Below are 22,244 nucleotides of genomic sequence, written 5' to 3' on the forward strand. Positions count from 1 at the left end.
GTTCCTGTCTATGTCAGCCCCGCCAGGATCAGCCCCCGTTGCAGGGCATCGGCCGGTTCGCGGTCAACCATCTTGATCATGCCCTGGGTCATGCGCCGGGCGGTGAATGTCGGGTCGATGCTGAGAATGCGCGCCGCCATCGCCTCGGCCTCGTCCCGGCGGCCCAGAAGGCCCAGCCCGGCGGTGACATAGCGCAGCGCCGACGAGAATTCGGGTTTGCGGGCCAGGGCGCGGCGGCCATAGGTGATGGCGCTTTGAAAATCGCCCTCGGCATGGGCGACCATCGACAGCGTGGTGTCATAGGCATAGCGCAACGGGCTGAATCGGCCCAGGGCCACCGCCCGTTCGGCCGCATGGCGCGCCTTGGCCCTTTCGCCCTGGGTGTGCCAGAACAGCGCCAGGTGATCCCAGGCCAGCGCCTGGGCGGGCGCCACCTCGACCGCGCGGGTCAGCAGGTCGGCGGCCAGTTCATTGTCGTCGGTCAGGTAGAACAGGGCATAGCCGGCCGTCGTCAGGTAAAGCCCGTTGAAGGCCCCGCGCGACAGCCCTTCGCGGGCCAGGTCGACGGTATCGTGGTGCACGCCCACCTTCCGCCCCCAGCTTTCGCCCACCCGGAAGGTATCGAGATAGGACAGAAGGCCCAGGTGAACCGGATCACGGGTTTCGCTCCAGGCGTTGCGCAGCAGGCTGTCGGCAAGATCGAGCGTTGCGGGTGACAGGCTGAACATCATGTTGAGCGACTGATAGGGCGCATGGGGGGCCGTCGCCGTCGGGTCGGTGGCGGGCAGGATCGAATTGGCCAGCTGTTCGATGGCACGCGAGACGAAATCGGCCATCTGCGGGTGGTGCAGGTTCAGCATCCGGGCGTCATCGCATTCCAGCCGCTGGTTCCAGAGCGAGCGGCGCGTGGCCGTCTCGATCACCTTCAGCGTCAGATAGGCCCCCTGCCCCGAGGGCCGCACATGCAGCTGCAGAAGATGCGCCGGGCCATTCCCGGCGGTGTCGGGAAAGCTGCGGCTGTGGCCATCGCGGTGATCGTAGATATCGGTATCGCACAGCACCCGCGCCTCGGCGCCGATGAAATCCAGCACCTCGTCGCACCGCTGTTCCAGGTCGGAACACAGCCCGTCGCCCACCACCGTCAACAGCCCCAGACCCTTGCGGGCGGTGACGGGGCGGGGTGACGGGGCGGCAATGACGGCGGGCACCAGATCGACGAAGTCGGCCCAGGCGCTGCGTTCGCCGCGCAGCCAGTCCTCGAAATCCTCGCGCCCGCCGCCGCCGGCGTCCAGCCCCTCCAGAAGGTCCAGCCCCCGATCCGAGGGCGGCAGGGCGGCGGCACCGCTGCGGTATTGATCGACGTCGATGGAAAGGCGTGCGCGATCCAGGGTCACGCTGTGGGTGTCGACGCGCAGGATGTCATCGCCCAACGGGGCCAGTTCACGCCGCAGCACCGAAAGCGCGGTGCGGAACGATCCGGCGGCCTTTTCGGGGCAACGGTCGGCCCAGAGCATTTCCTGAAGGGCAATGCGCGACCGGCTGCCCCTGTCGGACAGGGCAAGCACCGCGAACATGGCCTTGCGCAGGGAACCTCCGGGCGTGCAATCGCGCCCGTCGGCCGTGCGCACCCGCAGCGGACCGACAAGTTGCACCTGCCCAACGGTTGCGCGCCGCGGCATATTCTGCGGTTGCGCTGTCAAAACGCCCGTCCCATCCCTGTCTGTCAGGGTCCGCGTTCCGTACAGACCCTTGAAAACCTTAGCAGGAGTTGAGGTCAGCGCAAGCTGGCAGGGCAGAGGATCAGGGGAACAACCGGCATCCGGCCCGTTAACGAACACTGCGGCAGGGAGTACCTGAGCAGGATACCAGTTGTTCTGGCCTGCAAGTGCAGTCACCGCGGGCCACTTTGCCCGGGAAAGCAAAGCACGCGCAGTGGGTTGGGCCTGCAGCAGGCCTGTGTTGGCTGCCCGCCCCACCGGGACGGGCAGCCAGAGCACCGGAAACCGGCCTGAAGGCCGTATCGCCCGCGTAATCGGACGTTCCGATCAATCCGTGGGTTCACCTGCCGGATTGGAACAGGCAGGCCACCCTCAGGACAAATGCGAGACCGCCAAGCAGCAAGCCCCACAGGGAAACCGAAGACCCGAGAGGAAAGCAGATGACGGATGCGGCGACTATTGGTTTTGGAACGGGCCGCCGCGGTCATCGTTGTTCTTTCCAAGTTACGAACCTTCGATGACACCACCCTGCACGGCCCCCGTTAACGATTCGTCAGCAAGTGTTGACGAATCTGCTGAATGCCGGGGCATCTTCGCGCAAGTAATGGTAAAGGCTCATTTTATTTTTTACACTCGATGTCCCCGGAAGCAAAATGGCGCCACCCCTATCGGGATGGCGCCGTCATTTTCACCGCCGGACCCGGCGTGTCGCTTAATGGCCCAGGATCTGGCTCAGGAACAGCTTGGTGCGGTCCGACTTGGGATGCAGGAAGAACTCTTCGGGTTCGTTCTGCTCCACGATCTGGCCCTGGTCCATGAAGATCACGCGGTTGGCGACCTGACGGGCAAAGCCCATCTCGTGGGTGACGCAGAGCATCGTCATGCCTTCTTCCGCAAGCTCGATCATGGTGTCCAGCACCTCCTTGATCATCTCGGGGTCAAGGGCCGAGGTGGGTTCGTCGAACAGCATGATGCGCGGCTGCATGCACAGCGACCGGGCGATCGCCACACGCTGCTGCTGACCGCCCGAAAGCTGGCCGGGGTACTTGTCGGCCTGTTCGGGGATCTTCACCTTGTTGAGGAAATGCATCGCCGTTTCCTCGGCCTCTTTCTTGGGCGTCTTGCGCACCCAGATCGGGGCCAGCGTGCAGTTCTCGAGAATCGTCAGATGCGGGAACAGGTTGAAGTGCTGAAAGCACATCCCGACTTCCGAGCGGATCTTGTCGATGTTCTTGAGGTCCGACGACAGGACGGTGCCGTCGACGGTGATCTTGCCGGCCTGATGCTCCTCCAGCGCATTGATGCAGCGGATCAGCGTCGATTTGCCCGACCCTGAGGGCCCGCAGATGACGATCCGCTCGCCGCGATAGACGGTCAGGTCGATGTCGCGCAGAACGTGGAACGTGCCGTACCACTTGTTCATGTTCTCGATCGAGATCGCGACCTCGTCGCTGACTTTCATCTGCGCGGGGCTGGGGTTGGCGGCGGCGTTGTCGGTCATGGTCATGTGCCAGTCCCTTCCTTAACGGTGATCGGTCTGAAGCTGACGCTCCAGCCATTGCGAATATTGCGAAATGCCATAACAGACGACGAAGAACAGCAGCGCGGCAAGGCCGAGCAGTTCCCAGTAGACACCGTTCCAGTCGGTGCTGGCCAGGATCGGCCCGCGGATCATGCCCACAAGGTCGAACATCGAGATGATCGAGACGAGAGTGGTATCCTTGAACAGGCCCACCGCCACGTTCACGATGCCCGGGATCGAGATCTTCAGCGCCTGGGGCAGGATGATCAGGCGCATGGATTGCGCGTAATCCAGACCCAGGCTTTCGGCGCCCTCGTACTGCCCCTTGGGCAGGGCGGCCAGGCCGCCGCGGATCACCTCGGCGATATAGGCGCTGGCGAACATGGTGATCATGATGATCACCCGCACGATCAGGTCAAAGTTGGTGCCCGGCGGCAGGAAATAGGCCAGAACCACGTTCGCCACGAACAGCAGCGTGATCAGCGGCACGCCACGGATGAATTCGATGAAGACCACGCAGATGCCCTTGACCACCGGCAGGTTGCTTTGCCGCCCCAGCGCCAGAAGGATGCCCAGCGGCAGCGACAGCGAAACACAGACAACGCCAAGGATCAGGTTCAGCATGAACCCCCCCATTTCACGGCTGGCCACAGGCTCGAACGCCATGAAACCGGGTGCGGCGGCGGAAACGTATCCGCCAAGCGTCCAGACCACCACGGCCACCACCACACCGGCCGCAGCCGCACCGGCGAACGAACGGCGCACGACACGGGCATAGGCGAAGTACCCGGCAACGAAGCCAAGCAGCGCCACCAGCGGCGCAAGGATCGTGCCGCCCCAGATCAGGTAATAGGCAACGAAGGGGTAAAGCGCCGTCAGCACCAGCATCCAGCGCGGGAACATCTTCGAGAACAGCAGCGGCGCGATGGCGATGAACAGCAGCACGAAGGCCAGCGTCGGGCGCCAGTATTCCTCGGACGGGTATTTGAACCCGAAGAGAAGTTGCTGCCAGCGGTCGGCGATCACGGCGAAACAGCCGCCCCCCGACCCTGCCATGATCTCGCGGCACTGGCGGATGTCCGATGCCTCCCACACGCCGTTGGCGAACCAGGGCACCACCACGGACAGGACCATGAAGACGAACCAGATCGCCGCGAGGGTGAGAAGCGTGTTGAACCAGCCCGAGAACAGGTTGCTGCGCATCCATTTGACGACCCCGGTTTCCAGCGCCGGTGGCGGGGATTCGGGGATAACGGTGTCGCGGACAAAGGCGACGGATTGTGCGTGGCTGTCACTCATGACCTGCGCTCCTTCGAACCGACCATATTACCGCTCCCTCAGCTTGACGGAGTTGTTGTAGATGTTCATCGCGGTCGAAATGCTCAGGCTGATGACAAGATAGAACAGCATCAGCAGCAGCACGCATTCGATGGCGCGGCCCGTCTGGTTCAGGGTGATCCCCCCCAATGTGCCGGTCACATCCATGTAGCCCACCGCGATCGCCAGCGACGAGTTCTTGGTGATGTTCAGGTAGTGCGACACCAGTGGCGGGATGATGACCCGCAGCGCCTGAGGCAGAACGACGAGGTTCATGATCCGCCGGGGCCGCAGGCCAAGCGCGGCGGCCGCTTCGGACTGGCCCCTGGAGATGGCCTGGATGCCGGCGCGGACGTTCTCGGCGATGAAGGCGCCGGTATAGATCGACAGCGCGAACCACAGCGCGATGAGCGAGCCGCGAAGCTGGATGCCGCCCTGGAAGTTGAACCCCTTGAGCGCCGGAAGATCCAGCCCGATGGGGCGGCCCAGCAGGAAGAACACGATCAGCGTGGGCAGGAAGAACAGCGCCACCGAGGGCCAGAAGGTCTTGACCACCTTGCCGCTGTCGTAAAGCACCTTCACCGCATGGCGGCGCAACGCGATGATCCCGATGATCGAAGCAATGAAGGCCCCGATGACGAACCATGCCCCTGGCCCCATGATGGGCGCGGGAATATAGACGCCCCGGTTGGTAAAGGCGAAGGCGCCGAACAACAGCGACGAATCCGGGTCTTCACCACGGAATGCGCTGGGGGCAGGCAGGCTGACCGTCATGATCGAGAAGATGATGAGGATCCAGATCAGCACCGGAACGTTGCGGAAGGCCTCGACGTAGATCGCCATGATCTTGCGCACCAGCCAGTTGTTGGACAGGCGCAGAACCCCCGCAAACACGCCGATCACGGTGGCCGACACACAGGCCAGCACCGCAACGATGAGGGTGTTCAGGATGCCGACGACCGAGGCGCGCAAATGGGTGCTTTGACTGTCGTATTCGATCGGTCGCTGGTTGATGTCATAGCCCGATGGCGAGCCGAGGAATTCATAAGAGATATCCAGCCCCTGCGCCGCAAGATTGCTGAGCAGGTTGGCGCCGAGAAACGCCATGACGGCGATCAGGAACGCAAGGGCGATGCCCTGGAAGGTGTAGGATCGGTAACGGGTGTCGCTCAACAGCATGGAAAGCCGGAACGATTCCCTGTGCGGGTCGGTTAGTGCTGACATGGTGCCATCCCTGTGGCTGTCCGGTTTCTGGTATGGCGGCTTTGCCGCTCGTTCTGCCCGGACTTGTTTTGGACTGTCTTGAACGAAACGGGCGTGGAGATCATCCACGCCCGCCCGTTATCGGATTTTACCGGAACGGCGGCGAGTACAGCAGCCCGCCGTTGGTCCACTGCGCGTTCAGACCGCGCGCAAGGCCGATCGGCGTGTTCTCACCGATGGTTTTCTCGAAGATTTCGCCGTAGTTGCCGTTGGCGGCAATCGCCTTGGCGGCCCAGTCGGCGTCAAGACCGATCATCGCGCCCAGGTCACCCTCGGTGCCCAGCAGGCGGTTGACCTCGGGGCTGGTGCCGGCGCTGGCCGACATTTCGGCGACATTGGCACTGGTCACGCCCAGTTCTTCGGCGGCGATCAGCGCGTTCAGCGTCCAGCGTGCGATGTCACCCCAGTCGTTGTCGCCGTGGCGGACAAGCGGGCCCAGCGGCTCTTTCGAGATGATCTCGGGCAGGATCACGTGATCGCTCGGGGTCTCGAAGGTGGCGCGGGTCGAGGCCAGACCGCTGGCGTCGGTGGTGTAGGTATCGCAGGCGCCGGCAGTGTACTGCTGGATCGCTTCGGCGTTGGTTTCGATCGGCACCGGCTCATAGCTCATGCCGTTCTTGCGGAAGAAATCGGCAAGGTTCAGTTCGGTGGTGCTGCCGGTCTGGATGCAGACGGTGGCGCCGTCCAGATCCTTGGCCGAGGTCACACCCAGCGCCTTGGGAACGATGAAGCCCTGACCGTCATAGTAGTTCACACCGACGAAATCGAACTTGAGGTCGGTGTCGCGGCTGAAGGTCCAGGTGGTGTTGCGGGCCAGCAGGTCGATCTCGCCCGATGCCAGCGCGGTAAAGCGGGTCTTGCCGGTGGTCGAAACGAATTCGACGGCTTCCGGGTCGCCCAGGACAGCGGCGGCAACGGCACGGCACACGGCCACGTCGAAACCTTCCCAGCGGCCGTTCGCATCGGGGGCCGAGAAGCCGGCAAGGCCGGTAGTCACGCCGCAGTTCAGCTTGCCGCGTGCCTTCACGTCATCCAACGTGGCAGCAGCAGCAGCGCCCGCGATCAGGCTGGTGGCCGTCAGCGCACCGAGAAACACGGTTTTTTTCATTTTTACCTCTTCCTGATTTTCCCGCTTTCTCAACAAAAGCGGTTCATCCGGTCCTCCCTGGACCGTCGTTCTTTATGACGGGAACCATGTTGGACACGGCCCCTCGGAGGCAAGTGTGGCGTCTTTCATCACGAAAGGTCAAGGGTGGGATAACGAGATACGATCAAAAAGTCGGGTGCTTACCCATGGTTAATTCGCTGTTCCCCTACCCCTGAATTGGCCTCCAGCCCATTTGAAAGGCGCATGAAATTATGCGCGTGCAGGAATTCCGACCGTTTCAGCGCGGCCTTTTCGGCGGCTTCCTCGTCCTGGCCCCATTGTTCGGCCTGCCATTCCTCGTCCAGGCGCGACAGCGACCAGCCCGCATCGGGCGTGATCTGCCCCCGGGCCACGGCCAGGCCAAGGATGAAAGACCCCGAGAGGCTGACCAGATCGTGAAAGGCGGTGATGTCGAAATCCGACATCGCGGCCATGGTTCCGGTCAGCGCCGCCAGCACCTCGGGGGGCTGGTCCACAGGCATCACGCCGGAGGTCACGAAAAGGCGCGCGCCCAGGTCGCGACGCACCCAGTCCAGCAGCGGATCCCACCGTTCGGCCTGCCGCTCGATCAGAGACTGCGGCCCCACCGCGCGATAGCACAGCAGGTCGGTGCCGGCATAATCCGCGATCATCGACTCGACCACCGGACGCTGCGGCGCGACCTTGTCCAGCGCGGCATTGGCGCTGCGGGTATTGGGCATCGAGAGCGGGTTGATCCTTTCGCCCTGCGCCTGCCATTCCCCCGCCACCGCATCGGCAAGGGCGCGCGAGGGCAGAACCACCAGCGTGCGCGCCGGGGTGCGCACCGGGCGGCCGTCAAGCTGGATCGCGAAACCCTCGCCCTCGGGCACCACGGCGGCCGCCTTCCAGAATCGTTTCGTTCCCCATTCGGCCATCAGATTTCTTCCTCGAAGGGATCGGCAGGCACATCGCCCGGCACCCACTCCAACTGTTCAAAGGTGCGGGCCATGTGGTCGGGCAAGGGCGCGGTCACGGTCATCATCGCGCCGCTGACCGGGTGGCGGAAGGTCAGCGACCGGGCGTGCAGGTGCAGCTTGCGGCTGATGTCGCCACCCAGTTGCGCGCCCCAGCCATCGCCCAGGTTTTCCTGACCCGATCCACCGTATTTGCCATCGCCGATGATGGGATGCCCCATCTCGGCCATGTGGGCGCGCAGCTGGTGCGTGCGCCCCGTCACCGGCACCAGGGCCATCCACGAGGTGCGCCCGCCCAGGGCCGAAAGGACGGCGTAATCGGTCGTGGCGCGCTTTGCGCCCTCGGTCTTGTCCACCTCGGCGGGGTGGATGCAGATCATCTTTTCCGCCTCGCCCTTGGCCCCGTGGCCCGGGGCCTTCATCAGCCCGTATTTCACCGTTCCCATGCGCGGATGCGGCACACCGGCGACGGCGGCCCAGTATATCTTGCGGGTGCCGCGATGGCGCAGCGCTTCGGTCAGCCCCTTGGCCGCCATCCGGGTGCGCGCCAGCAGAAGGACGCCCGAGGTGTCCTTGTCCAGCCGGTGCACCAGACGCGGCTTTTCCTCGGCATCGCCCTGCAGCGCCGCCGAAAGGCCATCCACATGGCGGGTCTGCTTGCTGCCGCCCTGGGTGGGCAGGCCGGGCGGCTTGTTCAGGGCGATGATGTGATCGTCCTGCCAGATCACGCAGCCGCGCATCATCTGTGCATCGGCCTTCGAGATCTTCTCGGTGGTGCGATCAACCGCCGGGCCACGTTCCTCGGGCAGGGGCGGAATGCGCACCGCCTGCCCCACCGCCAGCCGCGACGCCGGTTTCACCCGGCCAGAATCGACGCGGATTTCACCCTTGCGGCACATCTTCTCGATCTGGATCTGGCTGATCTGGGGAAACTTGCGCCGGAACCAACGGTCCAGCCGCTGATCGCCCTCGTCCTCGCCCACCGTCAAAGTCTGAACGCCGCTCATGCCCATATCCCCCGTGCTGTCAGCACTCCAAGAAACAACGCGCCAACCGCGCCTCCGACCGACAGGACGACATAAAGGGCCGCGCTGCCCGTCTGTCCCCGTTCGATCAATGTGACCGTTTCCAGCGAAAATGCCGAAAAGGTCGTGAAGCCGCCCAGAAGCCCCGTCATCACGAAGGGCGCCAGGTGGGTCTGTGATTTCTGCGCGGCGAACACCACGAAGACGCCCATGATGAACGACCCCACGACATTGGCCAGCAGAACCGCCAGCGGAAAGCCGGGGCCAAAGGCGCGCAGCACTGCAACCCCGGTCAGATACCGGGCCGAAGCCCCGATGGCGCCGCCCAGGGCGACCTGAAGAACCGTTGACATCATCGCCGCTGCATCCTTCGGAACCGGGGGGATGTCAACCGTCGCCCCTGCCCGCCCGCTTCGCGCGAAGCCCGGCGAACCAGTCGAGCCGCTTTTTCAGGTCGCGTTCGAATCCGCGTTCGACCGGGGCGTAGAAGGCCGCCCGCTTCATGCCGTCGGGAAAATAGTTCTGGCCGGAAAACGCGTCTTCGGCGTCGTGGTCATAGGCGTATCCGGCGCCATAGCCCTGATCCTTCATCAGCGACGTTGGCGCGTTCAGGATGTGCTTGGGGGGCGGGGCGCTGCCGGTCTTCTTGGCCGACACCCGGGCCGCCTTGTAGGCATTGTACCCGGCGTTCGATTTCGGAGCGAGCGCAAGATAGGTCACCGCCTGCCCCAGGGCCAGTTCGCCTTCGGGGCTGCCCAGCCGTTCGAACACCTGCCAGGCCGACAGGCAGATCTGCTGCGCCTCGGGGTCGGCCAGGCCGATATCCTCGATCGCCATGCGCAGGATGCGTCGCGCAAGGTATCGCGGGTCTTCGCCGCCCTCCAGCATCCGCGCCAGCCAGTAAAGCGCCGCGTCCGGATCGGAACCGCGCACCGATTTGTGCAGGGCCGAAATCAGGTTGTATTGCTCGTCCCCCGACTTGTCGTATTTCGCCGCCCGCTTCATCAGGCGCGCAGTCAGGGCGTCGGTGTCCAGCGGACCGGTGGTTTTCCAGGCGTTCACCTGTTCGATCAGGTTCAGCAGGGCGCGCCCGTCGCCATCGGCCATGTTCAGAAGCGCCACCCGCGCCTCCGGCGTCAGCGGCAGGGGCTTGCCCAGCTCGGCCTCGGCCCGCTGCGCCATCAGCTCAAGATCCTCGTCCGAAAGCCGGGTGAGAACCAGAACCTGCGCCCGGCTGAGAAGCGCGGCGTTCAATTCGAACGACGGGTTCTCCGTGGTCGCACCCACCAGCAGGATCGTTCCATCCTCCATATGCGGCAGGAACCCGTCTTGCTGCGCCTTGTTGAAGCGATGAATCTCGTCGACGAAAAGAAGCGTTCCCTTGCCGTTGGCGCGGCGCATCTTTGCCGCCTCGAAGACCTTGCGCAATTCGGGAACGCCGGTGAAGATAGCGCTGATCTGGATGAAATGCAGATCCGTCTCGTCGGCCAGAAGCCGGGCGATGGTGGTCTTGCCCACGCCGGGCGGCCCCCAGAACACCAGCGACGACAACGACCCCGACGCCAGCATCACGCCCAGCGGGCCCTCGGGGCCCAGCACCTGCTGCTGTCCGATCACCTCGGACAGGGCGCGGGGGCGCAGGCGGTCGGCCAGGGGGCGGGGTGCCGTGGTCTGGGCTGCGGGTTCGTCATTTGCGAAAAGATCGGTCATGGCGCCATTCTAGGGCCTGGGGCCGGGTGCCGAAAGAACGAACCGTACACCCGCCCCGGAAAACGCGCGACCCGCAAGCGGGCCGCGCCGGGGGAATCAACCCGACAGGATGACCACGAGGCGCCCGATCATCCCGCCGCACAGGGCAAGGCCGTCAGTGCAGCTGATCCGAGAAGTTCATCGAAACCACCTGGTTGTTGACACCCTCGATCTCCATCACCGGGCCCATGGCCGTCATGTCGACGCCGACACGGCCTGCCCAGCGGGGCCAGTTCGCGTTCAGCAGGGTCAGGCAACTGGTTGCACCAAGATCGCGGGCGGCCTTGGCCAGTTCGAACACCAGCCGCGCATGAACCACCCGCCGCCGGTTGGCAGGCACATTGTGCGACACGAACAGGCGGCTGCTTTCCCAGACCGTTTCGCCCACCGGTGCCTCGTCATAAAGCAGGCACGAGGGGATCGTGTCGAGCAATCCGCGCTGTGCGTCGCGGATCATGTAGGAATAGATGCCGCACTTCGCCGTGGTCGGGGTAAGGCGGTTGCCCGCCAGAACCTGGCCCAATTCGTCATGCACCACCACCCAACGGCTGGCAGGCGTGTCGTATTGATCGTATTCCATGCCCATCGCCTGGGGCAGATCCCACTTGTTGTGTTCGATGAAAAGCTGGCGCCTTGCGCGGAACATGTTGGCGAAAAGTTCGCCATGTGCGTGGATATTGGCGAAAGAAAGAGTCGTGGTCTGCATTTGAGCCTCCAAAACAGAATCCGGGAACATCCCCGACTCCATCTAAGGGCGAACAACGCATAAGTTTAACATACTTAAAGTAGTTTATTGTCCTTGGCCCGCTGAATCGCCTCGGCGGTGGTGCGCGCCAGAAGCCTTTCACGCGCCGAGGCAAGGCGCAGTTTCAGCGCACTTTCCGAGATCCCCAGCTTGTCGGCCGCCGCCGCCTGACGCATGCCATCGGCAATGCATTTCAACGCCTGGGTCTGGGCCTTGGTCAGGCGCTGGAGCGGATCACTCATGTCATGCAGCGAGGCGACCAGGGCCGCCACTCGGGCGATTTCGGCATCGGTGAATTCGCGATCCCCCCGCGCCATGCTGCAAACGGTACGCGACTTGATCGGGCCGTGCGAAAAGGTCGCGCCGTACCGCAGACCGAAGTCGCGGGCCTTCTTGAAGATGCCGAAGGGATCGGGGATTCGCCGGTTGCTCCAGCGGGTGCTGCCACTGGTGCTGAAGGACCAGGCCGTCATCGGATCACGCAGCACGAAACCGTTTTCGGTATAATAATCGATCCAGGCGCGATCGTAGGTCTGGAACATCATGACAGGCGAGGTGAAACGGATATGAAGCGCCAGGAAATAGCCGGCTTCGGCAAAGCCATCCAGCTTTTCAAGTTCCCTGTCAAAAACGCGCTGCTCGAACATGCGGTCTTCCTACAAAGTTACGGGTCAGACGAACACCCCCGCAACCCTACGATGCAGAAAATTGTTTTTGAACAACCATTAATGGAATTTTTTTGTTATCCTGCGATTAGCAGGGTCATAAAAAAAGCCCCGGCGAACCGGGGCTTTTTCAGGATCAGTTTTCTTCGGCTTCCAGCCTGGCGCGGTCACCGGCGCCCTTGGCGTCGGGGTCGCGGTCCACAAGCTCGATGATGGCCATGGGCGCCATGTCACCATAGCGGAACCCGGCCTTCAGAACCCGGCAGTAACCGCCCTGACGCTCGGCATAGCGGGGGCCGAGGATGTCGAACAGCTTGGCGACATAGGCATCCTGCTTCAGCTGCGACGCGGCCTGGCGGCGGGCGTGAAGATCGCCGCGCTTGCCCAGCGTGATCAGCTTGTCGATGATCCGCTTCAGCTCTTTCGCCTTGGGCAGGGTCGTCTTGATCTGCTCATGCTCGATCAGCGATCCGGCCATGTTGGCGAACAACGCCTTGCGGTGTTCGTGGGTGCGGTTCAGGCGGCGATAGCCCCGTGCGTGACGCATTGTCGTTTCTCCTATTTGTACTTTGTACGGCAGCCGGATGCGTGTCCGGCGCTCTGTTGGGGCGGGATTGCCCTGGGTCTTCGTCGGGGCAGGCAGACCCTGCCCCGCGGTGATGAACTCAGAACTGGTCTTCGAACTTCTTGGCCAGATCCTCGATGTTTTCCGGCGGCCATTCCTCGACATCCATGCCCAGGTGCAGCCCCATGCCCGACAGCACTTCCTTGATCTCGTTCAGGGACTTGCGGCCGAAGTTCGGGGTGCGGAGCATTTCCGCCTCGGTCTTCTGGATCAGATCGCCGATATAGACGATGTTGTCGTTCTTCAGGCAGTTGGCCGAACGGACCGACAGCTCAAGCTCGTCAACCTTCTTGAGCAGCAGCGGGTTGAACTCCAGCCCGTCGTCGTCGTTGTCGGTGCGGGCCGATTCCGGCTCGTCGAAGTTGACGAAGATGCTCAGCTGGTCCTGCAGGATGCGGGCGGCATAGGCCACGGCATCGTCGGGCGTGACCGAACCGTCGGTTTCCAGCTTCAGGGTCAGCTTGTCATAGTCCAGCACCTGGCCCTCGCGGGTGGGCTGCACGTCATAGGACACCTTCTTGACCGGCGAATAGATGGCGTCGATCGGCATCAGGCCGATGGGCGCATCCTCGGGGCGGTTCTTGTCGGCCGAGACATAGCCCTTGCCGGTGTTGACGGTCAGTTCGATGAACAGATCGGCACCATCGTCCAGGTGGCAGATCACGTGATCCTTGTTCAGAACCTCGATGCCGCTGGATTCGGAGATGTCGCCGGCGGTCACGATCTGCGGGCCACGGGCCGAAATCGTCACCCGCTTGGGGCCTTCGACTTCCATCTTGATCGCGACGCCCTTGAGGTTCAGCACGATGTCGGTCACGTCTTCACGCACACCGGACACCGACGAGAATTCATGCAGGACGTTGTCGATCTGCACGCTGGTGATGGCGGCGCCCTGAAGCGAGCTCATCAGGATGCGGCGCAGCGCGTTGCCAAGGGTCAGGCCGAAGCCACGCTCAAGCGGTTCGGCGATCACGGTGGCCTGGCGCATCCGGTCATTGCCGGGCTTGACGACCAGCTGTGTCGGCTTGATCAGCTCGGCCCAATTCTTGTGGATCATGCGTATCTCCTCAATTCACGTCTGCGGCCCATGTCCCCGGCAACAGACAACCCGAGGTAAAAATGACATGCGCAGGCCACGGGGAACCATGACCTGCACAGGTTTCGTAATTCGATCAGACCCGACGACGCTTGGGCGGGCGGCAGCCGTTGTGGGCCATCGGGGTCACATCACGGATCGAGGTGATGTTGAAGCCGACGGCGGCCAGGGCGCGCAGCGCACTCTCACGGCCCGAACCAGGGCCCTGCACTTCGACTTCCAGGGTGCGCACACCGTGTTCCTGTGCCTTCTTGCCCGCGTCTTCGGCGGCCATCTGTGCGGCATAGGGGGTGGATTTACGCGATCCCTTGAACCCGCAGGTGCCGGCCGACGACCAGGAAATGGCGTTGCCCTGCACATCGGAGATCAGGATCTTGGTGTTGTTGAACGAGGAATTCACATGAGCAACGCCAGCGGCGATGTTCTTGGAGACCTTCTTTTTAACGCGACGATCACGTGCCATTTGTCAGGTCCTCCCTTATTTCTTCTTGCCGGCGATGGCTTTTGCGGGGCCCTTGCGCGTGCGCGCATTGGTGTGGGTCCGCTGGCCGCGCACGGGCAGGTTGCGACGGTGGCGCAGGCCACGGTAGCAGCCGAGGTCCATCAGGCGCTTGACGTTCATCTGCGTCTCACGGCGCAGGTCGCCTTCGACGGTGAAGTTGGCGTCGATATGCTCGCGGATGGCCAGCACTTCGGCGTCGGACAGTTCGTTGACGCGACGGGTCAGGTCGATGCCGACCGCTTCGCAGATGGAACGGGCGGACGAGGGGCCGATTCCGGTGATGTAGGTGAGGGCGATTGGAACCCGCTTTGCAGTCGGGATATTTACGCCGGCAATACGTGCCACGTGCTATCTTCCTTTTCGTTGCGGGTCCGTAGCGCCAGACCCTTTTTTCACAACGCAAGCCCGAGGCGATTTCTGCCACGGGCTGCACCGATTATCTGGATGTAGGGTCCGGGGCGCGACCCCGGAACTTACGATTCCCTTTCGGGATGGCGCGGCTTACGAGGGATTCGCGGCAGGGTCAACCCCCCTGCCCCGTCAACCCAGTGCCTTGCCGATTTCCGCTGCGACATCCTCGATCTCGCCAAGGCCATCGACGGTCTTCAGATCGCCCTTGGCATAGTAGTAACCGATCAGCGGCGATGTCTTCTTGTAGTATTCCATCAGCCGCTGTTTCAGCGAATCGGCGTTGTCGTCGGCGCGGCGCTTGAAGTTCGACGCCCCGCAATTGGCGCATTTGCCGTCGGCGGGCTGGGGCTTGGTGATGTCATTGTAGACTTCGCCGCATTCCCCGCAGGTCGAACGGGCCGTGATCCTCTCGACCAAGGCGGCATCGTCCACCTTCATCTCGATCACCGCGTCCAGCGTCGTGCCATGGCGCTTGAGAAGCTCACCCAGCGCGTCGGCCTGGGTCAGGGTACGCGGGAAGCCGTCGAAGATGAAGCCGCCGCCATGGTCGCCGTTCAGCTTCTCTTCGATCAGGCCGATCACGATCTCGTCGGTCACCAGATCACCCCGGTCCATCACCTCGGCCACGACGCGGCCCATCTCGGTGCCGCTTGTGCGCGCCTCGCGCAGCATGTCGCCGGTGGAAAGCTGTGTCATGTCGCGTTCATCGACCAGACGGCGGGCCTGGGTCCCCTTGCCGGCACCCGGCGGCCCGAGAAGAATGATGTTCATCGTCTAGCCGTCCCTTTCTTGCCGCGCCGCTTGCCGCGCAGCTGCGATTTTTCGATCAGGCCCTCGTACTGGTGGGCCAGCATATGGGATTGCACCTGCTGAATCGTGTCCATCGTCACGCTGACAACGATCAGAACCGACGTGCCGCCGAAATAGAACGGGATCGCCAGCTGCGAACGCAGGATCTCGGGCAGCAGGCAGACGGCGGCAAGATAGCCGGCGCCCAGCACCAGAAGCCGCGCCACGACGTAATCGAGGTATTCCTCGGTCTTCTTGCCGGGGCGGATGCCGGGGATGAAGCCGTTCTGGTTTTGCAGGTTCTCGGCCACGTCCTCGGATTTGAAGGCGACGTTGGCGGTGTAGAAATAGGTGAAGAACACGATCATGCCGGTGAAAAAGGCAAAGTACAGCGGCTGACCGGGGCCGAAGTAGGCCAGGATGGTCGACATGACCGGGCCGGTCTGCGAGCCGCTGAAGGTGGCCAGCGTGGTGGGCAGCAACAGCAGCGAACTGGCGAAGATCGCCGGGATGACGCCCGCGGGGTTCACCTTGATCGGCAGGTGCGACGAACCGCCGTCATAAACCTTCATGCCAACCTGGCGGCGCGGATACTGGATGTGGATCTTGCGCAGCGCCCGCTCCATGAAGACCACGAAGGCGATGACCGCCACGATCATCAGGATCACGCCGATGATGACAACGGGGCTGATCGCGCCCGAACGGCCCGAGGCGAAGAACTGTGCCAGCGCCGCCGGAACCTCGGCAATGATGCCGACAAAGATGATCAGCGAGATGCCGTTGCCGATGCCGCGGTTGGTGATCTGCTCACCCAGCCACATCAGGAACATGGTGCCACCCACAAGGGTGATCACGCAGGACGCCTGAAAATAGAGCCCCGGATCGGTCACAAGCCCGCCGGCTTCAAGGCTTTTCGCCAGCCCGAAAGCCTGGAAGGTGGCCAGGAACACGGTGCCATAGCGGGTGTACTGGTTGATCTTCTTGCGGCCCTGCTCGCCCTCTTTCTTCAGCTGTTCCAGCTGCGGGACCATGGCCGTCATCAGCTGAACGATGATCGAGGCAGAGATATAGGGCATGATTCCCAACGCGAAGATCCCCATCCGGGAAATCGCGCCGCCGGTGAACATGTTGAGAATACCGCCAAGCCCCGTGGCCGCCTGGTCCATGAACTGGCGCAACTCGGCGCCGTCGATCCCGGGAACCGGGATGTAGGTGCCGAGGCGATAGACGATGAGAAGGCCAAGGGTAAACAGGATGCGGGCGCGCAGTTCGGTCGCCTTGCCGAAGGCGCCCCAACTCATGTTCGCGGCCATCTGCTCTGCTGCTGATGCCATTACGGGTCTCTTTCATGCAAACGCCGCGTGGAACCGATTTCCCGGATCACGCGGCGCTAGGAAAATACTGGGAAAGATGTAAGCGGCGCGAGGGCCGCTCACAACCTCTTATTCGGCCGCTGTCGCCACGGTGAGCGTGCCGCCCGCCTTTTCAACCGCTTCGATCGCCGATTTCGACGCGCCGGTCACGGTCAGCTTGACAGCCGAGGTGATCTCACCCTTGGCCAGAACGCGGATGCCGTCCAGCTTGCGGCGCACGACGCCACAATCGATCAGCTCGTTCTCGGTGATCTCGCTGCCCAGCTTGCCGGCGTCGACGAACTTCTGGATCAGGCCCAGGTTGATGACGGCATACTGCTTGCGGTTCGGCTTGTTGAAGCCACGCTTGGGCAGACGCTGATAAAGCGGCATCTGGCCGCCTTCGTAGCCCTTGATCGCCACGCCCGAACGCGACTTCTGGCCCTTGATACCACGGCCACCCATCTTGCCCTTGCCCGAGCCGGGGCCACGGCCAACGCGCATACGCTTCTTGGTTGCGCCCGGATTGTCGTGAAGTTCATGCAGTTTCATGTCGCTTGCTCCTTATGCCGGACGCATGCCCCCAGCGACGGGAGCGGCACGGCCACGGCGTGATGTGAATCGGTGGCGCGGATGGCCACCGGGGGTCATTAAACCGGACAGAAGCCGGACTCAAGGGATTGTTGGCGCAATTGCCCTGGCTGCGGCATGGCGAGGAGAATCTTTGTCGCACTTCGGCCGCCTGCCCGAAACGAATTCGGGCACCAGACGATTGGGCGGACCCTTCAGATCAGGAAAAGAAAAGCCCCGGCCATTTCTGACCGGGGCAAATTTTCTGAACTCTCGAAAAGGTTCAGCCGCGCTCTTCCACGATCTCCACCAGGTGGGGGATCGAGTTGACCATGCCGCGCACGGAAGGGGTGTCTTCCAGTTCGCGGGTGCGGTGCATCTTGTTCAGGCCCAGGCCCACCAGCGTGGCACGCTGGACGGCGGGGCGACGGATCGGAGAGCCGATCTGCTTGACGACGATGGTTTTTGCCATGACAGGGCTCCTTTACGCGTCGGTGGTTTCAGCGTCGGCCGTCGCGATGGCCGAGGTGGGGTTGTCGTGCTTGGGCAGGATGTCGGCCACCTTCTTGCCGCGACGCTGCGCGACCGAACGGGGGCTGGCTTCGTTGACCAGGCCGTTCATGGTGGCACGGATCATGTTGTAGGGGTTCTGCGAACCCAGCGACTTGGCGACAACGTCCTGCACGCCCAGCATCTCGAACACGGCGCGCATCGGACCACCGGCGATGATCCCGGTACCCTGCGGTGCGGTCCGCATGAAGACCTTGCCGGCCCCGTGACGCCCGTGGGTGTCATGGTGCAGGGTGCGGCCGTCGCGCAGCGGCACGCGGATCATCTGACGCTTGGCCTGCTCGGTGGCCTTGCGAATCGCCTCGGGAACTTCCTTGGCCTTGCCCTTGCCGAAACCGACACGGCCCCGCTGATCGCCCACGACGACGAGCGCGGCAAAGCCGAAGCGCTTGCCGCCCTTGACGGTCTTGGACACACGGTTGATGGCGACCAGGCGGTCTGCGAATTCGGGAGTTTCGTCACGCTGGTTGCGGCGACCGCCCCCGCGATTGTCATCTCTTGCCATGAAAGGCTCCTTGGATGTGCCCATGAGGGGCGTTTGTCACAATCCAGGTGAGCAGAACGCTCCCGGATCATCGAGGCGGCGCACCGCCTGCAAGCGAAGCGGCCCCGGATTTCGCCGGGGCCGCGGATCTTAGAACTTCAAGCCGCCTTCGCGGGCTGCATCGGCAAGGGCCTTGACCTTGCCGTGGAACAGGAAGCCGCCACGATCGAAGTAGCACTGCTCCACACCGGCGGCTTTCGCACGCTCGGCAATGGTGGTGCCGATCTTGGCCGCGGCCTCGACGTTGTTCTTGCCGACAAAGCCCAGGTCCTTCTCGAGCGAGGAGGCCGAAGCGAGCGTCACGCCGTTCACATCGTCGATCAGCTGCACGCTGATGTTCTTGTTGCTGCGATGCACCGACAGGCGCGCACGCCCGGCGTTCATCTTGCGCAGCTTGTTCCGAACGCGCAGGCGGCGCTTCAGAAACAGGGTTCTTTTGCTGTTTGCCATTTTTCGCGTCCTTACTTCTTCTTGCCTTCCTTGCGGAAGACGAATTCGCCCTTATAGCGAATGCCCTTGCCCTTGTACGGCTCGGGCTTGCGCCATTCGCGGATGTTTGCGGCCACCTGGCCAAGCAACTGTTCGTCGATGCCTTCCAGCACGATTTCGGTCGGCTTGGGAACAGTGACGGTCACACCCTCGGGAACCTGGAAATCCACGTCGTGGGAATAGCCGAGGTTCAGCTTCAGAACCTTGCCCTGAAGGGCGGCGCGATAACCCACACCCTGGATCTCAAGCTCGCGCTTGAACCCGGTGGAGACGCCCGTGGCCAGGTTCGCCAGCATCGAGCGGGTCATACCCCACTGCTGGCGCGCCCGCTTCGAGGTGCCGCGCGGCTTGACGGTGATGGCGCTGTCTTCGACAATCATGTCGACGTCATCCGTCGCACGGAAGCTGCGGGTTCCCTTGGGGCCCTTCAGCTCGATCGTCTGGCCCGAAACGGTCGCCGTGACGCCGCTAGGGATCTGAACAGGTCGTTTACCAATACGAGACATCTGCGCGCTCCTCAGAATACGGTGCAGAGCACTTCGCCGCCAACATTGGCGCTGCGTGCATTTGCATCCGACATCACACCGTTGGGCGTGGAGACAATCGAGACACCAAGCCCCTGCCGAACGCTCGGCAGATCCTTGGCTCCCATGTAAACGCGGCGACCGGGGGTCGAGACGCGCTTGATTTCACGGATCACCGGGGTGCCTTCATAGTACTTCAGGCTGATTTCAAGGGCCGGGTGGCCGTCCTTGCCGGTGGTCTTTTCGTAGCCGCGGATATAGCCTTCGTCCGCCAGCACATCCAGCACCCATGCCCGCAGCTTGGAGGCCGGGGTGATGACCGTGGACTTGCCGCGCATCTGGCTGTTGCGGATACGGGTCAGCATATCGCCAATAGGATCGTTCATGCCTTGCCCTCCTTACCAGCTTGATTTCACGAGACCGGGGATCTGGCCCATCGAGCCAAGTTCCCGCAGCATGATACGGCTGACCTTCAGCTTACGGTAGTAAGCGTGGGGACGGCCGGTCAGCTGGCACCGGTTGTGAAGACGCACGGCCGAGCTGTTGCGCGGCAGTTTGGCAAGCTTGAGGCGCGCCTTGAAGCGCTCTTCCATCGGCTTGCTTTCATCGTTCGCGATTTCCTTCAGCGCCGCCCGCTTGGAAGCATACTGCTCCACCAGCTTCTGGCGCTTCTTCTCGCGTTCGATCATTGCTTTCTTTGCCATGATGTTCTCTCCCAGGCTCAGCTGTTGAACGGCATGTTGAAATGCTTCAACAGCGCCTTGGCTTCTGCATCGGTCGTCGCGGTGGTGCAGATGATGATGTCCATGCCCCAGACCTCGTCGACCTTGTCGAAGTTGATCTCGGGGAACACGATGTGCTCTTTCAGGCCGGTGGCATAGTTGCCGCGGCCGTCGAAGCTCTTGCCCGAAACGCCGCGGAAGTCGCGGATGCGGGGCATCGCCACGGTGATCAGACGATCGAGGAATTCATACATCCGGTCGGCACGCAGCGTGACCTTGGCACCCAGGGGCATGTCTTCACGAACCCGGAAACCCGCGATGGATTTCTTGGCAACGGTGGTGACAGCCTTCTGGCCGGCGATGGCGGTCAGGTCTTCCTGGGCCGATTTCGCCTTCTTGGTGTCGCGCACGGCCTCGGCACCGCAGCCGATGTTCAGGACGATCTTGTCCAGACGCGGGATCTGCATGTCGTTCTTGTAGCCGAACTCTTCCTTCATCGCGGCGCGGATCGTGTCCGCATAGAGCGTCTGAAGGCGCGGGGTGTAGTTTGCACTGTCCAGCATCAGATCACGTCTCCCGTGGTCTTGGCAAAGCGCACCTTCTTGCCGTCTTCCTCGCGGAAGCCGACGCGGGTTGCCTTGCCGTTGGCATCGACGATCGCCAGGTTGCTCAGGTCGATGGGCATTGCCTGGGGCACACGGCCGCCCTGGGCGTTCTGGCTCTGCTTGGTGTGGCGGATGGCGATGTTGACGCCTTCGACCACGGCCTTGCCGCGCGCGGGCATCACCTGGGTGATTTCACCCTGCTTGCCCTTGTCCTTGCCGGACAACACGACGACATTGTCGCCTTTTCTCAGTTTCGCTGCCATGGTTACAGCACCTCCGGGGCGAGGCTGATGATCTTCATGAAGGCCTTGGCGCGCAGTTCGCGCACGACCGGGCCGAAGATACGGGTGCCAACGGGTTCGTTGTTGTTGTTGAGGATCACGGCGGCGTTGCGATCAAAGCGGATCGCGGTGCCGTCTTCACGACGAACCTCTTTGGCGGTGCGCACGACAACGGCTTTGCGCACGTCGCCTTTCTTCACGCGGCCGCGCGGGATGGCTTCCTTCACCGAGACGACAATGATGTCGCCGACGGAGGCGTACTTACGCTTGGAACCACCCAGGACCTTGATGCACTGAACACGGCGGGCGCCGCTGTTGTCAGCAACATCCAGATTGGTCTGCATCTGGATCATGTGGTTTCTCCTGACCTTTGGGGGGCTACTCTGGCCTTCTCCCCATGGTTTCGATCTGACCGGGGGTCATCGTCAGGCGACGATGACTTCCCAGCGCTTGCTCTTGCTCTTGGGTGCGCATTCCTGAATGCGAACCTGATCGCCGGTCTTGAAGGTATTCTCGGCGTCATGCGCGCGATACTTCTTCGACTTGCGGATCGTCTTTTTCAGAACGGGGTGCGTGAAGCGACGCTCGACCGACACGGTGACGGTTTGGGCGTTGGCATCGGACGTGACGGTGCCGGTGAGGATACGTTTGGGCATCTATCAGGCCTCCGCAGCGGCCGAGGCCGCCTTTTCGTTCAGAATGGTGTTCACGCGGGCAATGTCACGACGGACGATGCGCACGCGGGCGGTGTTTTCCAGCTGGCTGGTGGCCTGCTGGAAACGGAGGTTGAAGGCCTCCTTCTTGAGTTGGGCCAGCTGATCCTTCAGCTCGTCCGGAGTCTTGTCGCGCAGTTCTGCGGCGTTCATCGCCATATCCTTTCAACATCACTGGAGGGCCCGCTGACGGTCACCCTGATTCCGGTGGAGATCTTGATGAGCCGCCCGCCTACACGCCCTTTCCCCCAAGCGCAAGCCCCGATGACCGATCCGGGGCGATTCCGCAGGGTTTGGCCCGGTGGCAACGGTTTGGAAACCACTTTGCGCCAGTCTGCACCTAACCTACCGCCGTTGAAGGAGAA

General features: G+C 62.8%; 29 protein-coding genes. All 29 read right to left on the minus strand.

Annotated features, from left to right (window positions below; translation table 11 throughout):
• Positions 1-8: 8 nt before the first annotated feature.
• Positions 9-1,652 carry an AfsR/SARP family transcriptional regulator gene (locus H7828_RS04010; RefSeq protein ID WP_226779695.1) on the minus strand — a complete coding sequence of 548 codons (1,644 nt, stop codon included), beginning with the start codon at positions 1,650-1,652 and terminating at the stop codon, positions 9-11.
• Between the two features lie 778 nt (positions 1,653-2,430).
• Entirely contained in the window at positions 2,431-3,225 is a 795-nt protein-coding gene (locus H7828_RS04015) for an amino acid ABC transporter ATP-binding protein (RefSeq protein ID WP_281070681.1), read from the minus strand.
• Positions 3,226-3,240: 15 nt separating this feature from the next.
• Complete coding sequence (locus tag H7828_RS04020; protein WP_226779696.1) at positions 3,241-4,539, minus strand: amino acid ABC transporter permease; 1,299 nt, start codon at positions 4,537-4,539, stop codon at positions 3,241-3,243.
• A 27-nt stretch (positions 4,540-4,566) separates the two neighbouring features.
• Positions 4,567-5,781 (minus strand): amino acid ABC transporter permease, encoded by a 1,215-nt coding sequence (locus tag H7828_RS04025; RefSeq protein WP_226779697.1) that lies wholly within the window; start codon positions 5,779-5,781, stop codon positions 4,567-4,569.
• A 127-nt stretch (positions 5,782-5,908) separates the two neighbouring features.
• The gene (locus H7828_RS04030) at positions 5,909-6,928 is read right to left on the minus strand and encodes an amino acid ABC transporter substrate-binding protein (RefSeq protein WP_226779698.1); all 1,020 of its coding nucleotides are present in this window, start codon (positions 6,926-6,928) and stop codon (positions 5,909-5,911) included.
• Between the two features lie 179 nt (positions 6,929-7,107).
• Entirely contained in the window at positions 7,108-7,863 is a 756-nt protein-coding gene (locus H7828_RS04035; RefSeq protein WP_226779699.1) for an ATP12 family chaperone protein, read from the minus strand.
• Positions 7,863-8,909 (minus strand): RluA family pseudouridine synthase, encoded by a 1,047-nt coding sequence (locus H7828_RS04040; protein WP_226779700.1) that lies wholly within the window; start codon positions 8,907-8,909, stop codon positions 7,863-7,865. The genes H7828_RS04035 and H7828_RS04040 overlap by 1 nt, the downstream gene beginning before the upstream one ends.
• Complete coding sequence (gene crcB, locus H7828_RS04045) at positions 8,906-9,283, minus strand: fluoride efflux transporter CrcB (RefSeq protein WP_226779701.1); 378 nt, start codon at positions 9,281-9,283, stop codon at positions 8,906-8,908. The genes H7828_RS04040 and crcB overlap by 4 nt, the downstream gene beginning before the upstream one ends.
• 31 nt (positions 9,284-9,314) lie before the next feature.
• A complete protein-coding gene (locus H7828_RS04050) occupies positions 9,315-10,637 on the minus strand; it encodes a replication-associated recombination protein A (RefSeq protein ID WP_226779702.1) in 1,323 nt (440 codons plus the stop codon).
• 154 nt (positions 10,638-10,791) lie between these two features.
• Positions 10,792-11,382, minus strand: a complete 591-nt coding sequence (locus H7828_RS04055; RefSeq protein WP_226779703.1) for an acyl-homoserine-lactone synthase — start codon at positions 11,380-11,382, stop codon at positions 10,792-10,794.
• A 74-nt stretch (positions 11,383-11,456) separates the two neighbouring features.
• On the minus strand, positions 11,457-12,068 hold the full coding sequence (locus tag H7828_RS04060) for an autoinducer binding domain-containing protein (protein WP_226779704.1): 612 nt from the start codon (positions 12,066-12,068) through the stop codon (positions 11,457-11,459).
• A gap of 154 nt (positions 12,069-12,222) precedes the next feature.
• The gene (rplQ, locus tag H7828_RS04065; protein ID WP_226779705.1) at positions 12,223-12,633 is read right to left on the minus strand and encodes a 50S ribosomal protein L17; all 411 of its coding nucleotides are present in this window, start codon (positions 12,631-12,633) and stop codon (positions 12,223-12,225) included.
• Between the two features lie 118 nt (positions 12,634-12,751).
• Complete coding sequence (locus H7828_RS04070; protein ID WP_226779706.1) at positions 12,752-13,768, minus strand: DNA-directed RNA polymerase subunit alpha; 1,017 nt, start codon at positions 13,766-13,768, stop codon at positions 12,752-12,754.
• Positions 13,769-13,883: 115 nt separating this feature from the next.
• Positions 13,884-14,270, minus strand: a complete 387-nt coding sequence (gene rpsK / locus H7828_RS04075; protein WP_226779707.1) for a 30S ribosomal protein S11 — start codon at positions 14,268-14,270, stop codon at positions 13,884-13,886.
• A gap of 15 nt (positions 14,271-14,285) precedes the next feature.
• Entirely contained in the window at positions 14,286-14,654 is a 369-nt protein-coding gene (rpsM, locus tag H7828_RS04080) for a 30S ribosomal protein S13 (RefSeq protein WP_226779708.1), read from the minus strand.
• A gap of 195 nt (positions 14,655-14,849) precedes the next feature.
• Positions 14,850-15,491 carry an adenylate kinase gene (locus H7828_RS04085; protein ID WP_226779709.1) on the minus strand — a complete coding sequence of 214 codons (642 nt, stop codon included), beginning with the start codon at positions 15,489-15,491 and terminating at the stop codon, positions 14,850-14,852.
• Positions 15,488-16,843 carry a preprotein translocase subunit SecY gene (secY, locus tag H7828_RS04090; RefSeq protein ID WP_226779710.1) on the minus strand — a complete coding sequence of 452 codons (1,356 nt, stop codon included), beginning with the start codon at positions 16,841-16,843 and terminating at the stop codon, positions 15,488-15,490. The genes H7828_RS04085 and secY overlap by 4 nt, the downstream gene beginning before the upstream one ends.
• Before the next feature lie 108 nt (positions 16,844-16,951).
• Positions 16,952-17,413 (minus strand): 50S ribosomal protein L15, encoded by a 462-nt coding sequence (gene rplO, locus H7828_RS04095; RefSeq protein ID WP_226779711.1) that lies wholly within the window; start codon positions 17,411-17,413, stop codon positions 16,952-16,954.
• 301 nt (positions 17,414-17,714) lie between these two features.
• Positions 17,715-17,903 carry a 50S ribosomal protein L30 gene (gene rpmD, locus H7828_RS04100; RefSeq protein ID WP_226779712.1) on the minus strand — a complete coding sequence of 63 codons (189 nt, stop codon included), beginning with the start codon at positions 17,901-17,903 and terminating at the stop codon, positions 17,715-17,717.
• A 12-nt stretch (positions 17,904-17,915) separates the two neighbouring features.
• Positions 17,916-18,506, minus strand: coding sequence for a 30S ribosomal protein S5 (gene rpsE / locus H7828_RS04105; protein WP_226779713.1), 591 nt, complete (start codon positions 18,504-18,506; stop codon positions 17,916-17,918).
• Between the two features lie 129 nt (positions 18,507-18,635).
• Entirely contained in the window at positions 18,636-18,995 is a 360-nt protein-coding gene (gene rplR, locus H7828_RS04110) for a 50S ribosomal protein L18 (protein ID WP_226779714.1), read from the minus strand.
• A gap of 11 nt (positions 18,996-19,006) precedes the next feature.
• Complete coding sequence (gene rplF, locus H7828_RS04115) at positions 19,007-19,540, minus strand: 50S ribosomal protein L6 (protein WP_226779715.1); 534 nt, start codon at positions 19,538-19,540, stop codon at positions 19,007-19,009.
• Between the two features lie 11 nt (positions 19,541-19,551).
• Positions 19,552-19,944 carry a 30S ribosomal protein S8 gene (rpsH, locus tag H7828_RS04120; RefSeq protein WP_226779716.1) on the minus strand — a complete coding sequence of 131 codons (393 nt, stop codon included), beginning with the start codon at positions 19,942-19,944 and terminating at the stop codon, positions 19,552-19,554.
• Positions 19,945-19,956: 12 nt separating this feature from the next.
• The gene (rpsN, locus tag H7828_RS04125; protein ID WP_226779717.1) at positions 19,957-20,262 is read right to left on the minus strand and encodes a 30S ribosomal protein S14; all 306 of its coding nucleotides are present in this window, start codon (positions 20,260-20,262) and stop codon (positions 19,957-19,959) included.
• Between the two features lie 17 nt (positions 20,263-20,279).
• Complete coding sequence (gene rplE, locus H7828_RS04130; protein WP_226779718.1) at positions 20,280-20,843, minus strand: 50S ribosomal protein L5; 564 nt, start codon at positions 20,841-20,843, stop codon at positions 20,280-20,282.
• Positions 20,843-21,148: a 50S ribosomal protein L24 gene (gene rplX / locus H7828_RS04135; RefSeq protein WP_226779719.1), complete on the minus strand. Its 306-nt coding sequence runs from the start codon at positions 21,146-21,148 to the stop codon at positions 20,843-20,845. The genes rplE and rplX overlap by 1 nt, the downstream gene beginning before the upstream one ends.
• Before the next feature lie 2 nt (positions 21,149-21,150).
• Positions 21,151-21,519, minus strand: coding sequence for a 50S ribosomal protein L14 (rplN, locus tag H7828_RS04140; protein WP_226779720.1), 369 nt, complete (start codon positions 21,517-21,519; stop codon positions 21,151-21,153).
• 72 nt (positions 21,520-21,591) lie between these two features.
• Positions 21,592-21,822: a 30S ribosomal protein S17 gene (gene rpsQ / locus H7828_RS04145; RefSeq protein ID WP_226779721.1), complete on the minus strand. Its 231-nt coding sequence runs from the start codon at positions 21,820-21,822 to the stop codon at positions 21,592-21,594.
• 3 nt (positions 21,823-21,825) lie between these two features.
• Entirely contained in the window at positions 21,826-22,032 is a 207-nt protein-coding gene (rpmC, locus tag H7828_RS04150; protein ID WP_226779722.1) for a 50S ribosomal protein L29, read from the minus strand.
• Positions 22,033-22,244: the final 212 nt, after the last annotated feature.

It is taken from the genome of Oceaniglobus trochenteri (genome assembly GCF_020529025.1).
In the GTDB taxonomy this organism is placed as follows: domain Bacteria; phylum Pseudomonadota; class Alphaproteobacteria; order Rhodobacterales; family Rhodobacteraceae; genus Oceaniglobus; species Oceaniglobus trochenteri.

Excerpts from the sequence above, each read along its gene's own strand:
- rplR (WP_226779714.1), bottom strand. The coding sequence starts at position 18,995 with ATGGCAAACAGCAAAAGAACCCTGTTTCTGAAGCGCCGCCTGCGCGTT.
- H7828_RS04035 (WP_226779699.1), bottom strand. The coding sequence starts at position 7,863 with ATGGCCGAATGGGGAACGAAACGATTCTGGAAGGCGGCCGCCGTGGTG.
- H7828_RS04040 (WP_226779700.1), bottom strand. The coding sequence starts at position 8,909 with ATGAGCGGCGTTCAGACTTTGACGGTGGGCGAGGACGAGGGCGATCAG.
- rpsH (WP_226779716.1), bottom strand. The coding sequence starts at position 19,944 with ATGAACGATCCTATTGGCGATATGCTGACCCGTATCCGCAACAGCCAG.
- rpsQ (WP_226779721.1), bottom strand. The coding sequence starts at position 21,822 with ATGCCCAAACGTATCCTCACCGGCACCGTCACGTCCGATGCCAACGCC.
- crcB (WP_226779701.1), bottom strand. The coding sequence starts at position 9,283 with ATGATGTCAACGGTTCTTCAGGTCGCCCTGGGCGGCGCCATCGGGGCT.
- H7828_RS04050 (WP_226779702.1), bottom strand. The coding sequence starts at position 10,637 with ATGACCGATCTTTTCGCAAATGACGAACCCGCAGCCCAGACCACGGCA.
- H7828_RS04030 (WP_226779698.1), bottom strand. The coding sequence starts at position 6,928 with ATGAAAAAAACCGTGTTTCTCGGTGCGCTGACGGCCACCAGCCTGATC.
- rpsN (WP_226779717.1), bottom strand. The coding sequence starts at position 20,262 with ATGGCAAAGAAAGCAATGATCGAACGCGAGAAGAAGCGCCAGAAGCTG.
- secY (WP_226779710.1), bottom strand. The coding sequence starts at position 16,843 with ATGGCATCAGCAGCAGAGCAGATGGCCGCGAACATGAGTTGGGGCGCC.
- rpmD (WP_226779712.1), bottom strand. The coding sequence starts at position 17,903 with ATGGCAAAAACCATCGTCGTCAAGCAGATCGGCTCTCCGATCCGTCGC.
- rplE (WP_226779718.1), bottom strand. The coding sequence starts at position 20,843 with ATGCTGGACAGTGCAAACTACACCCCGCGCCTTCAGACGCTCTATGCG.
- rpsE (WP_226779713.1), bottom strand. The coding sequence starts at position 18,506 with ATGGCAAGAGATGACAATCGCGGGGGCGGTCGCCGCAACCAGCGTGAC.
- rplN (WP_226779720.1), bottom strand. The coding sequence starts at position 21,519 with ATGATCCAGATGCAGACCAATCTGGATGTTGCTGACAACAGCGGCGCC.
- rplQ (WP_226779705.1), bottom strand. The coding sequence starts at position 12,633 with ATGCGTCACGCACGGGGCTATCGCCGCCTGAACCGCACCCACGAACAC.
- H7828_RS04015 (WP_281070681.1), bottom strand. The coding sequence starts at position 3,225 with ATGACCATGACCGACAACGCCGCCGCCAACCCCAGCCCCGCGCAGATG.
- H7828_RS04060 (WP_226779704.1), bottom strand. The coding sequence starts at position 12,068 with ATGTTCGAGCAGCGCGTTTTTGACAGGGAACTTGAAAAGCTGGATGGC.
- rpsK (WP_226779707.1), bottom strand. The coding sequence starts at position 14,270 with ATGGCACGTGATCGTCGCGTTAAAAAGAAGGTCTCCAAGAACATCGCC.
- rplX (WP_226779719.1), bottom strand. The coding sequence starts at position 21,148 with ATGGCAGCGAAACTGAGAAAAGGCGACAATGTCGTCGTGTTGTCCGGC.
- H7828_RS04055 (WP_226779703.1), bottom strand. The coding sequence starts at position 11,382 with ATGCAGACCACGACTCTTTCTTTCGCCAATATCCACGCACATGGCGAA.
- rplF (WP_226779715.1), bottom strand. The coding sequence starts at position 19,540 with ATGTCTCGTATTGGTAAACGACCTGTTCAGATCCCTAGCGGCGTCACG.
- H7828_RS04025 (WP_226779697.1), bottom strand. The coding sequence starts at position 5,781 with ATGTCAGCACTAACCGACCCGCACAGGGAATCGTTCCGGCTTTCCATG.
- rplO (WP_226779711.1), bottom strand. The coding sequence starts at position 17,413 with ATGAAACTGCATGAACTTCACGACAATCCGGGCGCAACCAAGAAGCGT.
- H7828_RS04020 (WP_226779696.1), bottom strand. The coding sequence starts at position 4,539 with ATGAGTGACAGCCACGCACAATCCGTCGCCTTTGTCCGCGACACCGTT.
- H7828_RS04085 (WP_226779709.1), bottom strand. The coding sequence starts at position 15,491 with ATGAACATCATTCTTCTCGGGCCGCCGGGTGCCGGCAAGGGGACCCAG.
- rpmC (WP_226779722.1), bottom strand. The coding sequence starts at position 22,032 with ATGAACGCCGCAGAACTGCGCGACAAGACTCCGGACGAGCTGAAGGAT.
- H7828_RS04070 (WP_226779706.1), bottom strand. The coding sequence starts at position 13,768 with ATGATCCACAAGAATTGGGCCGAGCTGATCAAGCCGACACAGCTGGTC.